The organism is Rhodovulum visakhapatnamense (genome assembly GCF_004365965.1).
GTDB lineage: Bacteria > Pseudomonadota > Alphaproteobacteria > Rhodobacterales > Rhodobacteraceae > Rhodovulum > Rhodovulum visakhapatnamense.
This window is the reverse complement of sequence record NZ_SOEB01000043.1, coordinates 1-11,734: the sequence shown is the minus strand read 5'-3', so window position 1 is coordinate 11,734 and position 11,734 is coordinate 1. Positions and strand designations below refer to the sequence as shown.

General features: G+C 65.6%; 11 protein-coding genes and 4 pseudogenes. 7 read left to right on the top strand and 8 right to left on the bottom strand.

Translation table 11 applies throughout. From position 1 onward, the window contains the following. Nucleotides 1-227: 227 nt before the first annotated feature. The 3 genes from EV657_RS20340 to EV657_RS20330 all read right to left on the bottom strand — a co-directional run bounded on the left by EV657_RS20340 (nucleotide 228) and on the right by EV657_RS20330 (nucleotide 1,168). Nucleotides 228-581, bottom strand: coding sequence for a HipA N-terminal domain-containing protein (locus tag EV657_RS20340; protein ID WP_134079622.1), 354 nt, complete (start codon nucleotides 579-581; stop codon nucleotides 228-230). Beyond that, a complete protein-coding gene (locus EV657_RS20335) occupies nucleotides 582-833 on the bottom strand; it encodes a helix-turn-helix domain-containing protein (protein ID WP_134079620.1) in 252 nt (83 codons plus the stop codon). A gap of 140 nt (nucleotides 834-973) precedes the next feature. Next, nucleotides 974-1,168 (bottom strand): hypothetical protein, encoded by a 195-nt coding sequence (locus EV657_RS20330; RefSeq protein WP_134079619.1) that lies wholly within the window; start codon nucleotides 1,166-1,168, stop codon nucleotides 974-976. Between the two features lie 463 nt (nucleotides 1,169-1,631). Between EV657_RS20330 and EV657_RS22585 the strand changes: the two genes are divergently transcribed. Next, on the top strand, nucleotides 1,632-1,760 hold the full coding sequence (locus tag EV657_RS22585; RefSeq protein WP_279587405.1) for a hypothetical protein: 129 nt from the start codon (nucleotides 1,632-1,634) through the stop codon (nucleotides 1,758-1,760). On the opposite strand, the pseudogene EV657_RS20325 reads toward EV657_RS22585, so the two are convergent. Beyond that, nucleotides 1,730-1,981 (bottom strand): annotated as a pseudogene (locus EV657_RS20325) (transposase); the annotation flags it as partial. The gene EV657_RS22585 and the pseudogene EV657_RS20325 sit on opposite strands and share 31 nt — an antisense overlap. Before the next feature lie 346 nt (nucleotides 1,982-2,327). Between EV657_RS20325 and EV657_RS20320 the strand changes: the two are divergent. Together EV657_RS20320 and EV657_RS22830 are read left to right on the top strand one after the other, a co-directional pair. After that, nucleotides 2,328-2,756 carry a hypothetical protein gene (locus tag EV657_RS20320; protein WP_113668806.1) on the top strand — a complete coding sequence of 143 codons (429 nt, stop codon included), beginning with the start codon at nucleotides 2,328-2,330 and terminating at the stop codon, nucleotides 2,754-2,756. A gap of 297 nt (nucleotides 2,757-3,053) precedes the next feature. Next, a pseudogene (locus EV657_RS22830) lies at nucleotides 3,054-3,341 on the top strand (IS481 family transposase); the annotation flags it as partial. A gap of 6 nt (nucleotides 3,342-3,347) precedes the next feature. On the opposite strand, the pseudogene EV657_RS20310 reads toward EV657_RS22830, so the two are convergent. Further along, a pseudogene (locus EV657_RS20310) lies at nucleotides 3,348-3,866 on the bottom strand (transposase); the annotation flags it as partial. A 5-nt stretch (nucleotides 3,867-3,871) separates the two neighbouring features. After that, nucleotides 3,872-4,095, bottom strand: a pseudogene (locus tag EV657_RS22825) (IS5/IS1182 family transposase); the annotation flags it as partial. Between the two features lie 547 nt (nucleotides 4,096-4,642). Here EV657_RS22825 and EV657_RS20305 point away from each other — a divergent pair. Continuing rightward, nucleotides 4,643-5,233: an outer membrane protein gene (locus EV657_RS20305; protein ID WP_134079617.1), complete on the top strand. Its 591-nt coding sequence runs from the start codon at nucleotides 4,643-4,645 to the stop codon at nucleotides 5,231-5,233. A 4-nt stretch (nucleotides 5,234-5,237) separates the two neighbouring features. On the opposite strand, the gene EV657_RS20300 is transcribed toward EV657_RS20305, so the two are convergent. Then, nucleotides 5,238-6,620, bottom strand: a complete 1,383-nt coding sequence (locus EV657_RS20300; RefSeq protein WP_134079616.1) for a pyridoxal phosphate-dependent decarboxylase family protein — start codon at nucleotides 6,618-6,620, stop codon at nucleotides 5,238-5,240. A gap of 96 nt (nucleotides 6,621-6,716) precedes the next feature. Beyond that, entirely contained in the window at nucleotides 6,717-7,106 is a 390-nt protein-coding gene (locus EV657_RS20295; protein WP_243837760.1) for an MmcQ/YjbR family DNA-binding protein, read from the bottom strand. 205 nt (nucleotides 7,107-7,311) lie between these two features. Here EV657_RS20295 and cysS point away from each other — a divergent pair, with 205 nt between their 5' ends. From cysS to EV657_RS20280, 3 genes are all read left to right on the top strand, one after another. Next, entirely contained in the window at nucleotides 7,312-8,709 is a 1,398-nt protein-coding gene (gene cysS, locus EV657_RS20290; protein WP_134079614.1) for a cysteine--tRNA ligase, read from the top strand. A gap of 193 nt (nucleotides 8,710-8,902) precedes the next feature. Further along, complete coding sequence (gene cimA / locus EV657_RS20285) at nucleotides 8,903-10,537, top strand: citramalate synthase (protein WP_134079612.1); 1,635 nt, start codon at nucleotides 8,903-8,905, stop codon at nucleotides 10,535-10,537. After that, nucleotides 10,534-11,295 carry a squalene/phytoene synthase family protein gene (locus EV657_RS20280; protein ID WP_134079611.1) on the top strand — a complete coding sequence of 254 codons (762 nt, stop codon included), beginning with the start codon at nucleotides 10,534-10,536 and terminating at the stop codon, nucleotides 11,293-11,295. Before cimA ends, EV657_RS20280 begins: the two co-directional genes overlap by 4 nt. Nucleotides 11,296-11,734 lie beyond the last annotated feature (439 nt).

Genomic DNA, 11,734 nt, shown 5'->3' with positions numbered 1-11,734 from the left:
TTCGATGCCTTCATGCGTTTCCGCTCCTCTCCCAGCCAGGAAAGATTAGCCGAAAACTCCAGCTTCAAACGGTCCAGTTTTCAGGGAACAGAGCAGTTGCTGTCACTGGCCGTCACTGGCCGTCCCGCACGATCTGCGCGATAGGCTTTGGCCGGTTATGTGGCCGCTTCAGCGGCGGAGCGCTGTGCGCTCCAAGCCATCACTTCACGATTTATTGACAAGCTGCTCTAAGCGTTTGGAAATAGCGCCCTGAACCGATGTCGCGATCTCTTCCGGAAAGTCGTGCGGCAGGTCAGCGACCGTTGCGGCGATGTTCCCGCCGCGCCGACACGTTCCGCCACACGGCGGCGGATTGTCGGATTATCGGGCAGCAAGTTGTCGAAGACGGGGATTGCTTCACCGCCGAGAAAGCGGTCTTCCCGCAGCGGCAGGGAGAGCGAGATCGGCATCCGATGTTCCCACTCCAGCCAGGAACGGTCGTAGGCAAAGCTGATTGCGCCGGATTTCTCGCGCAGGAGCTGCCCGACAAGCCGCGTGTTCAAGAAGACGTTCAACGGTGCAAAGCTGCGGCGGCGCCCCATCTAGAAGATGTCCTCCAGGCCGCTTTGCGACCCCTTGCTTCTTGGTTGCACCTGGATTTCAAGGTCGAGCGCAGCGAACAGGTCGAAGAGCGTTTCCAGCTTGGTACTGGCGACGCCATTCTCGATCTTGGAGATGGTCTCCTGCCAGACCCCGCTTCTGGCTGCGAGCTCCTTCTGTGTGAAGCCCTTGGCCTTCCGTGCTTCACGGATGGCGTGGCCGATATCTTTGGGGGTGCGTGCTAGCTGCGTCATGTCTTGTCTCTTTCTATCAGTATGACGCAAAAATCATATTTTGTCAATATGGCGCGAAAGTCATAAGGCATAGACATGATGTTTGCATCATATATCGCCATTATGGCCTCCGCATCATAAACCAGCGAGGGAATGCCCCGTCAGAGAGACGGGGCGGGGACTGCGCGGCGGTCATTGCGTACGCGGGTGATGTTTTCGAGGGACGCCAGGATGTTGCGGCGCTCGGGCGTGCCGGTGGCCGTGGCCATCAGCAGGCGTTCAAGCGCGGCGAAAAGCTCATCCAGTTGGTCGTCGGTAAGCTGCTCCAGCTCGTATATGGTGAAAAATGCGATCATCGTGATCCTCCTGTTCTTGTCGTTGTCGAGCCCGAACCATTCGGGGCTTCGTTGAACAGGACGACCGGCATCATCGGGTTGATGGGGACACCTTCGGGCGTCACATATGTGAAGCAGGCCTGCCCTTGTCCCGGCCTCTCAGGCCGCATGTGCCAGACCTGAAAGTCTCAGAAGCCCCCTGAATGCGTGATCGGCATCAGCCAGAAGAAAAGGACAGTGAGAGCAGGGTCAGCGGTTTCCGCCATGCGTTGCGGGAGCCAGAGCTTGCCATCGCCCTTGGATGGGCTTTGCCCCTACATCGCCTGAATTCCTGACCGAACGCGGTCGCCCGTCAATATCCTGCCCGCACCACCCCGTCTTCGCTGTGCTCCGACGCGCCGTGTTGGACATGACAGCCGCCCTTATCCGTCCGGTCTTGCGGAATGGCATGAACGAGCCAACCCCAAACCAAAGGACAAGCAAAATGGCTGATACCCTCAACAAACAACAGAAAACCTTGCCCATAGCGCCCGACTTCCTCGCCTGGCACGTCACGCAAAAGGGCGACAAATCCTGCTGGAACATGCGCGACCAGCGGATAAACCGGTTGTAGAGCGTCTTCGGTGGCCCATACACAGCGGGCGCGTCCTTCCACTGTAACCCGTTCTTCTTGATGTCGATTATCCCGCTCAACACCCGTCGGTCAGTGACCCGGGGCGTCCCGCGGGAGTTCGGGAGTTTGGAGGATCAGAGAACAGCCCGGGGGACTGTTTTCCCGGCAAACGGACGCAGCCGCGCCATCTGCGCTTCCGTCAGCCAGAAAAGCTCGCTCATGATCCCTCCCCAAATCGGGAGTTTGAATTACGCGGCGAGCCCGCGCTCAAGCAGATTTATGGGTCCTGCTCCAGCGCCCATCAGCCGGAAATTCTTGCCCATCGCTCAGTCTCCATGCGGCCCCCAAATCACGCCCCGGCCGTAAATAAATGGGCTCTGACGCGAATTGAGAAGTCATCGGAACGGTCCCTGCTCAAATCGTCGAAACGTGAAATTCTTCCTTCTAGAATCGCCTAAGTTGTGTGATGTTTCTTTACTGCCAAGGCAGAGTGCATGTGAAAGGTGCAAGAGGGGACAGGGTCCCTTCGGTTTTGTCCAACCAATCCATAAAATGGGGACAATTGCCATGAAGATCTCGAAGGGATTTATTGCTGCCGCCTTTGCCGTTGCAACAGGTTTCGCGGGGACCACTGCGATGGCCGACTCGTGCTTCTGGATGTCAACGGATTCCGGCAATCCCTGGGTTCCCGCTCCACAAGGCGATGTCGACAAGGACAAGTGCTTCGCGTTGGATAGCTGCGATGGCGGAAAAGGGGAATCCGGCGGCGGATGCTACAAGTGGGCGGCCAGCGCCGATGCCCCGCGCGAGCCCTGGTATTCCTGCTTCTGGCTCAACAACCAGACCAATGAATGGGTTCCCGCCCCGCAGGGCATGGTCAGCGAGGGCCAATGCCAGGCGCTCGACAGCTGCCAGACCGGTGGCGGAGGCCAGTCGGGCGGCGGATGCTACAAGTGGACCGTCAGCGCAACCGACCCACAGAATCAGTGGGATTGAGGATTTCTCGGATGGGGGCCGCCCCCGTCCGAGCTTTCAGATCTCTTGAATGCGAAGCGGGTCGTTGCCGCAACTCCTGTCGGTGCGCCGACCGGGACGCCAAAAGCGGAAGGGTCATATCGGAGTCAAGTCTTGCGCATGATCGGCGTCGCTGCCGACGTTCTGTCGTTTGGGTCGCTCGCCTCTGCTGACCGGGTGACCCTGCCTGCGCCATCCCGGATGATCACATAGCCCCCGTCGGTCTGCCCTGTGCATGGCAAGATCGCGTCTGCGCGAGGTCCGGGATGGAGGGCAGAGGTGCCGATCTCTCTTCACAAGCAGGCGACAACGACACCGAGGATCCAGGCGGGCACGGACCCGGCCCGGATGGTGGCCGAGCGCGACGGGATCTCTGAACAGACGGTCGGGACGTGGCGGGGGCGCGATGGCGTTCACGACCGGAGCCACACGCCGCACAGGCTTCAGACGACGCTGACCCCCCGGCGCAGGAGGCGGTGGCGTGCGCTGCGCAAGACGCTCCTCCTGCCGCTCGACGAGCTGCTCGCCGTGGTGCGCGAGGTCCTCAATCCGCATGTCTCGCGCTCGGCGCACCGTATCCGGCGGATCGCCGGGTCCCTCGTCCCCGCCGGACGTCGCTCTCGCCTTCAGCTGAAAGCTCTTCATGGAAGCCCGGGTATTCACCAGGGTGTCATCGACCGAGAAATGCTCGTCCGAGAGCCGTGGCGCCACCTCGTGATGCGCCAGGATGGCGGCCACGATCCGACGGGACATCTCCGTCGTCAACAACCGGTCGCGGTTCTTGCTGAACACCGTGGGGACCCAGATCGCATCATCGATCCCGAGGCCCACGAACCAGCGGAAGAGCAGGTTGGAATCCGTCTGCTCCATGAGCTGCGGCCCGGACCGGATCGAGTAGAGGGCCTGCAGCAGGCTGGCTGGGATCGACCCCTCCGGCGCGATGGAGGGGTGGCCCTTACCCGAGTGGAGCCGGTCGAACTCGGCGTCCAGCGCGCGCAGCGCATCGTTGACGACGGCCCCGATCCTTCGAAGCGGATGTCGCGCCGGAACTCGATGTTCGAGATCGGCGTAGCTGAACGGCGAGCCCGTCACCTGGTCCGATCCCCGACGAACGTCTCGCCGGTGGAGTGCTGGACATACGGGGGCTCGACCAAGCGGGCGACGACCGCCTCGTCCGAAAGCCCATCAGCCCGGCGACCAGTCGCGGATCAGTTTCTGGCCGTTCCTGCGTCGAGGGGAAAACCCCGCCCCACTCGCGGTCGACCCAGCCCCGGTCAATGAGCTGGGCCAGTTTCACCGACGCGTGGCGCCTGTCGATCATGGCGACAAGCCTGGGCCGGAAAGGATCATCCTGTTCGGGGACGTGGACCCGGCTTCATCGGGCAATCCGGACTTGCAGGGTTTGCGCATGACGCACACGAAAACCTGCAGATCCACGCCACCAAAACCGCCAGTTCCCCACCTGAAATAAAAGCGTTCTGACCTGGTCAGAGTGACTATATCCGTGCCCGCTCCCGCTGGGGACGGATCGCCTGGGGCAGAAATCGGACGAGGGCAGGGAACTTCGGGGCAAGGGCAGCGTTCTGTGGCTGAAGGGCGGCCGTCGGGGTGCCTTTCATGGAGGCGGGCGTTTCGCTTGCGTCAGATGCGCAGGACTTTGCTCAGCGAGGGGCAGGGACCGGCCAGTATCTGCCGGATCGGTGCAACCGGCGGCGCTCCGGCTCACATCCCCGTGCGTTGCTCTTTTCAGGGGCGGGCATGAGGATTTTGTTATGAGGTGCGGGATGGCTCCCGGTTCCGCACCTGAATCGTACACACCGCCCCTCCTCCCTGGAGGCGGAGAACAAACGAGAGGCAAGGAGAAGACAATGACATCCTATTTTGCACCCGCCGCGATCGCATTGGGTCTTTCCACGGCGATGGCCGCCCCGGCGATGGCGGGCAGCTATGCCCCGGCTCCGGCCGAACCCGTGATCGTGCCCGCCGTGCCGGCTGCTGCGCCCGATGGCGACTGGGGCGGCGCCTATGTCGGTCTGAGCTACGGCTATATCGACGTCGATACCGATAGCGGGGCTCCGGATGACAGCAGCGATGCCCTTGGCATCATGGCGGGCTATCGCTGGGACTTCGGCAAGACCGTTGCCGGCGTCGAGGTCGAGTATGGCGAACCCGATCTGAACTTCGGGTCGGAAGAGGTCGACTCGGTGTGGCGGATCAAGGGTCAGTACGGCTACGATTTCGGCCGCACGCTGGCCTACGCGACCGCCGGTATCGCGCCCACCGACACCTCGCTTGGCAGCGAAACCGGCTATCTGGTCGGTCTCGGCGTCGATTACCAGATGACCCCGAACTGGGTGCTGGGCGCCGAAGTGCTGTATCACGACTTCGACGAATTCGGCAGCTCGGGCGTCGGCGCCGACGCGACCACCGCGGCGGTTCGCGTGTCCTACCGGTTCTGACCGGTCACCGGGTCAGATCGGCCAGCACCCGCGGGATCGTCAGAACGTCCTCGCGGGTGCAGTCGAACGGCCCGACCTGAACCCGGATCACCAACCGCCCCTCGTGGCGGGTCTGGGTCAGATAGATACGGCCGTCATCGTTGACCCGCCTCAGCAGGTCGGCGGTGGCGGCCTCGTCGTTCAGGGCAAAGGTGAACAGCGACAGGCGCGGTTCGGTCACGATCTCGACCCCCGGCAGCGCCGCAATGGTGTCGCGCGCCTCTGCCGCCCAGGAGACATGGTTCCTGATGCGAGTGCGCAGGCCTTCGAGCCCGTAGGCGCGCAGCGTGAACCACAGCTTCAGCGCCCGGAAGCGGCGCCCCAGTGGCACCGTCCATTCGTTGAAATCCGTCACCTCCGCCTGACCGGGCGTCTGCAGATAGTCGGGGCGCAGGCCCAGGGTGCGGACCTGCGGCGCCGGGTCGGCCAGAAACTGCACCGAACAGTCGAACTGGACGCCCAGCCACTTGTGCGGGTTGAAGACGAGCGAGTCGACCGTCTCGATCCCGTCCCAGAGGTCCCGGAATTCGGGGCAGATCATCGCCGAGCCAGCCCAGGCGGCATCGACATGGATATAAAGCCCGTGCGTCCGGGCCACGGCCGCGCAGGCGGCGATGGGGTCGGTCGCGCCGATGCCGGTGGCGCCGACGCACAGAACGACCCCCGCCGGGACCCGCCCGGCCATGAGATCGGCCCGGATCGCGGCATCGAGCGCGGTCGGGTCCATGGCGAAATCGGCGTCGGTCGCGACCTTGACGAGATTCTCCTGCCCGATCCCGGCGATCCGAACCGCCTTGTCGACCGAGCTATGGGTCTGGGCGCTGGCATAGATCCGCAGCCTTGGCTGCCCTGCCAGACCCCCGGTGTTGCCCGCCCAGCCCAGCGCGCGTTCGCGCATCGTCAGCACCGCCGAAAGCGTTGCGGTAGTGGCGCTGTCATGGATCGTGCCGGTGAAGCGGTCGGAAAGTCCCAATGCCTGACGCAGCCAGCCGACCATCACCTGCTCGATCTCGGTCGCTGCGGGCGAGGTCTGCCACAGCATGCATTGCGCGGCCATGGCACTGGCCAGCTGCTCGGCCAGCATCGAGGCGGGCGAGGCGTTCGACGGGAAATAGGCGAAGAAGCGGGGATGCTGCCAATGGGTCATGGCATCCGGCACCAGCGCCTCGAAATCGGCGAATATCGTCTCGACCGGTTCCGGGGCCTCGGGCGGCGCGGCGGGCAGGTTCGCGGCCGTTTCGCCGGGGGCGGTCTGGCCCCGGACCGGCCGGTCGCGGAGCCCCGAGTGGTAGGCCTGCGCCCAGTCGGCGGCGCGTTTCGACCAATAGGCGAGATCGTCGTGATTCATGGCCTGTCCCCTCCGTTCGGGTCCGGGATAGGCCCGGGACGGCGGGGCGGGCAAGGAGGCGGGGTGCCTCAGCGGGGGGAGCAGGGGGGGGCGGGGTCAGTCGAGCGTCGCCTGCACCCGGCGCGGCAGGCTCGCACGCACGGTGTCGTAGCTTTCACGCAGGCGGTGGGCCATCTCTTCGGGGTCGTGGCGGGCGGTTTCGAGCGCGATCCAGCCGCCGCGCGGCAGATAGGGCGCCTTGCCCGCCCGGCCGACCGAGATCAGCATTTCGGCAAAGCCCGGATCGGCACATTTCAGCGAGACCCGGCCCGAGCCCGGCGCCATCAGCGCAAAGATCTTGTCGCCGACCTTCCAGACGTCGGTTCCCGGGCCGAAGGGCTGGCTGCGCGCGGCTCCGGGCAGGCCGTCGCAAAAGGCCAGGATCTGGTCTTCGGTCATCGGGGCGGGCGTCTGGTCGGGTGTCGGGTCGGGTGTCGGGTTGGACATGGGGCGGGGTTCCGGGCGTCGGGACAGGGATCGCAGGCTTGGCAGGACCGTGCCGCGCTGATAAGACACCCGCATGACGACCGTCCGCAACCCCATTTGCTGCATTATCCGCTGACATCCCTCGGGCGGGCCGGGCGTCGTATTTCCCTCAGACAGGATATGTGCCAGAACCCGCCGCGGGACGCGCGCGAAGGATCTGGACCGCATGACCGACATTCAGCTTTACAACACCCGGACCCGCCAGAAGCAGAGGCTCGAGCCGCTCGACCCCGCCAATGTGCGGATGTATGTCTGCGGCCCCACGGTCTATGACCGCGCGCATCTGGGCAATGCCCGGCCCGTGGTCGTGTTTGACGTGCTTTACCGGCTGCTGCGGCATGTCTACGGGGCCGATCACGTCACCTATGTGCGGAACTTCACCGATGTCGACGACAAGATCAACGCCGCGGCGCTGGCGCGCAAGCAGGCGGGCGATCCGCGCCCGCTGGAAGAGCTGATCCGCGAGCGCACCGAAGAGACCATCGGCTGGTATCATGCCGACATGGACGCGCTTGGGGCGCTGAGGCCCGGTCAGGAGCCCCGTGCGACCGAATTCATCGGCGCGATGATCGCGATGATCGAGGACCTGATCGCGAAGGGCCACGCCTATGCGGCCGAGGGCCATGTGCTGTTCCGGGTGCGGTCCTACAAGGACTATGGCGCGCTGTCGGGCCGGTCGGTCGACGACATGATCGCGGGCGCCCGGGTCGAGGTTGCGCCCTTCAAGGAAGACCCGATGGATTTCGTCCTGTGGAAGCCCTCGGACGACGATCTGCCCGGCTGGGACAGCCCCTGGGGCCGCGGGCGGCCGGGCTGGCATATAGAATGCTCGGCCATGTCCTTTGAACTGCTCGGGCCGAGCTTCGACATTCATGGCGGCGGGATCGATCTGCAATTTCCCCACCACGAGAACGAGATCGCGCAAAGCTGCTGCGCCCATCCCGAGGGCGGTTTCGCGACGATCTGGCTGCATAACGAGATGCTGCAGGTCGAGGGCAAGAAGATGTCCAAGTCGCTGGGGAACTTCTTCACTGTGCGGGATCTGCTGGAGCAGGGCGTGCCGGGCGAGGTGATCCGCTTCGTGTTCCTGTCGACGCATTACCGCAAGCCGATGGACTGGACGGCCGAGAAGGCGCGCGAGGCGGAGGCGACGCTGCGCAAGTGGAGGGGGCTCGTCGCGGGCATCGAACCCGCGCCAAGCCCCGCGCCCGAGGTGACCGAGGCGCTTTGTGACGATCTGAACACGGCGGGCGCGATTGCCGCGCTGCACCGGCTGGCAGGAGCGGGCGATCTTGCCGGGCTGAAGGCTTCGGCCGGGCTTCTGGGTCTTCTGGGCGAGGATCTGGGGGCATGGGCCGACGCGCCGGTGGCCGATCTGGGCGGCTGGGCCGAGCGGCTTGCCGCGGCCCGGGCTGCGGCGATGGACAGCAAGGATTTCGCCGAGGTGGACCGGTTGAAGGCGTTGCTGATCGGGGCGGGCGTCGAGGTGCGGATGAGCAAGGCAGGTGTCGAACTGGTGCCGGGGGCGGGCTTTGATCCGGCCAGGCTGGAGGCGCTGGAATGAGCGTGCAACGGCTTGGCGGTTCCGCCCGGCGGCACGCCGGGCAGCGCCCGACCCTCCCCCCGGGAGGGCACCTTGGTGACGTTCTGCGCCGAAGGGGCGGCAGAGGCGGCTGCGATGTCTTGTGCTGCGCGGCCGTTGCGGGCGCCCTCCCGGGCTCGGGCGCTGCCCTTCTTTTCCGTGCGGGAGCGGACGCATGAAAGACCGCCTTTATCTTTACGACACCACGCTCCGCGACGGGCAGCAGACGCAGGGCGTCCAGTTCTCGACCGACGAGAAGATCCGCATCGCCCATGTGCTGGACGAGCTGGGGGTCGACTATATCGAGGGCGGCTGGCCCGGCGCGAACCCGACCGACAGCGCCTTCTTCGAGGCGCGGCCCGAAACCCGCGCCACCTTCACCGCCTTCGGCATGACCAAGCGGGCCGGGCGGTCGGCCGAAAACGACGAGGTGCTGGCGGGCGTTCTGAACGCGGGCACCGGGGCGGTCTGTCTGGTTGGCAAGACCCATGATTTCCACGTCACCACAGCGCTGGGGATCGGGCTGGACGAGAATACCGAGAATATCGCGAAATCCGTCGCCCATCTGGTCGCGCAGGGCCGCGAGGCGCTGTTCGATGCCGAACATTTCTTCGACGGCTTCAAGGCCAATCCCGGGTATGCGCTGGACTGCTGCCGGGCTGCGCTGGAGGCGGGGGCGCGCTGGATCGTTCTGTGCGACACCAATGGCGGCACCCTGCCGCCCGAGATCGGCCGGATCACCGCCGAGGTGATCGCGGCGGGCATTCCGGGCGACCGGCTGGGCATCCACACCCATGACGACACCGGCAATGCGGTCGCGGGCAGTCTGGCCGCCATCGACGCGGGCGCGCGGCAGGTGCAGGGCACGCTGAACGGGCTGGGCGAGCGCTGCGGCAACGCGAACCTGACGACGCTGATCCCGACGCTGCTGCTGAAAGAGCCCTATGCCAGCCGTTTCGAGACCGGGATCACGCCGGAGGCGCTGGCGGGGATCACCCGGGCCTCGCGGCTGCTGGACGAGATCCTGAACCGGGTGCCGCAGAAAAGCGCACCCTATGTCGGGTCTTCGGCTTTCGCGCACAAGGCGGGGCTGCATGCCAGCGCAATCCTGAAGGACCCCACGACCTACGAGCATGTCGAGCCCCAAGCGACCGGCAATATCCGCATCATCCCGATGTCGAACCAGGCCGGGCAGTCGAACCTGCGCCGCCGTTTGGCCGAGGCCGGACTTGAGGTCGCAAAGGACGACCCCCGGCTGGCCGAAATCCTCGACGAGGTGAAGGTGCGCGAGGGGCAGGGCTATTCCTACGACACCGCGCAGGCGAGCTTCGAGCTGATCGCGCGCCGCGTGCTGGACCGGCTGCCCGCCTTCTTCCGGATCAAGCGTTACCGGGTGACGGTCGAACGGCGGCGGCTCGATCCCGCCCGGGTGGTGACCCTGTCCGAGGCGGTGGTGGTGCTGGATGTCGATGGCGAGAGGAAGCTGTCGGTGTCGGAAAGCCTCGATGCCGAGGGCAACGATCGCGGCCCGGTCAACGCGCTCTGGCGGGCGCTGGCCAAGGATCTGGGGCCCTATCAGGCGTTCATCGACGATATGCGGCTCGTCGATTTCAAGGTGCGCATCACCAATGGCGGCACCGAGGCCGTGACCCGGGTCATCATCGACAGCGAGGATGGGGCGGGGCGGCGCTGGGCGACGGTCGGCGTGTCTCCGAACATCGTCGATGCCTCGTTCGAGGCGCTGCTGGACGCGGTGGTCTGGAAACTGGTGCGTGACGGCGCGCCCGACTTCGACGCGCGCCGCCCATGACGCTGGAGGCCTGTGCCGAGATCGTCCGCAAGGGCGATCCCGACCGCTTTCTGGCGGTCATGGCAGCGCCGGTCGCGGCGCGGACGCGGCTCTTGCCGCTTTATGCCTTCAATGTCGAGGTCGCGCGCGCGCCCTGGGTCACCGAAGAGCCGCTGATCGCCGAGATGCGGCTGCAATGGTGGCTGGACGCGCTGGAGGAAATCGCGGGCGGCGGTCCGGTCCGCCGTCACGAGGTGGCGACGCCCCTCTCCGAGGTGCTGGCCCGCGAGGCTGCCCGCGATCTGCTGCCGCTGGTCGAGGCGCGGCGCTGGGACGCCTATCGCGAGCCCTTCGCCGATGGCGCAGCCCTCGAGGCGCATCTGGCGGCGACCTCTGGTCGGCTGATGGGGGCGGCTGCCCGGGTGCTGGGCGCCGAAGACGGGCAGGCGGCGCTGGCCGATCTGGGTCTGGCCATGGGGCTTGCGGGCTGGTTTCTGGCGGTGCCCGCGCTTCTGGCGCGGGGACGTCAGCCCTTGCCGGACGACCGGCCGGAGGCCATTGCCGATCTGGCCCGGTCGGGGCTTGCGCGGCTTGCTGCTGCGCACGCGGCGGGCCTTCCGGCCCGTGCGATCCCGGCGGCGCGGACGGCCTGGCGCACGGGCGCGATCCTGAAGCGGGCCGCTGCCCGGCCCGATCGCGTCCGGGGGGGCGGGCTGGAAGGGGCGGAAGTCGCGCGCCGGGCGGGGCTTTTGCGGCGGGCGCTGACCGGCGGCTGGTAGCGCGGCGGGCTTGCCCAAGACGCATCATTCGAAAATGGGGGGAAGTGCAGGTTTCTGCCTGATCCCGCCATTATGGCGCAGCATCAATACGGTGCGTTTTGCTGCGGCCCCCCGAACTTCCGCGAACATGCGGGGAGCGAACCGGTATCTTATAAAGCGTTTAGTGGCCTTGCCTCCGAAGAAAACGCCGCTGCGGCCGGCCCCCGCAACGACGCTGAAAATGCATGTGAAGCCTCCCGACTTCCCAGCCATTCTAGGCTCCAGACCCATTGATTTCGGGCGGGTCGCGTAATTCAGGCCTCCCAAGGAGACCTGACCGATGAGCAACCTCTACTGGCTGACGGCCGTAAACGGTGTCGCCACCCCACATTGCCGACGGGATCAGCCATTGCGAGTTGATACGCATCCAAAGAAAAGGAGTGCGTTTCGCAATGTTCGC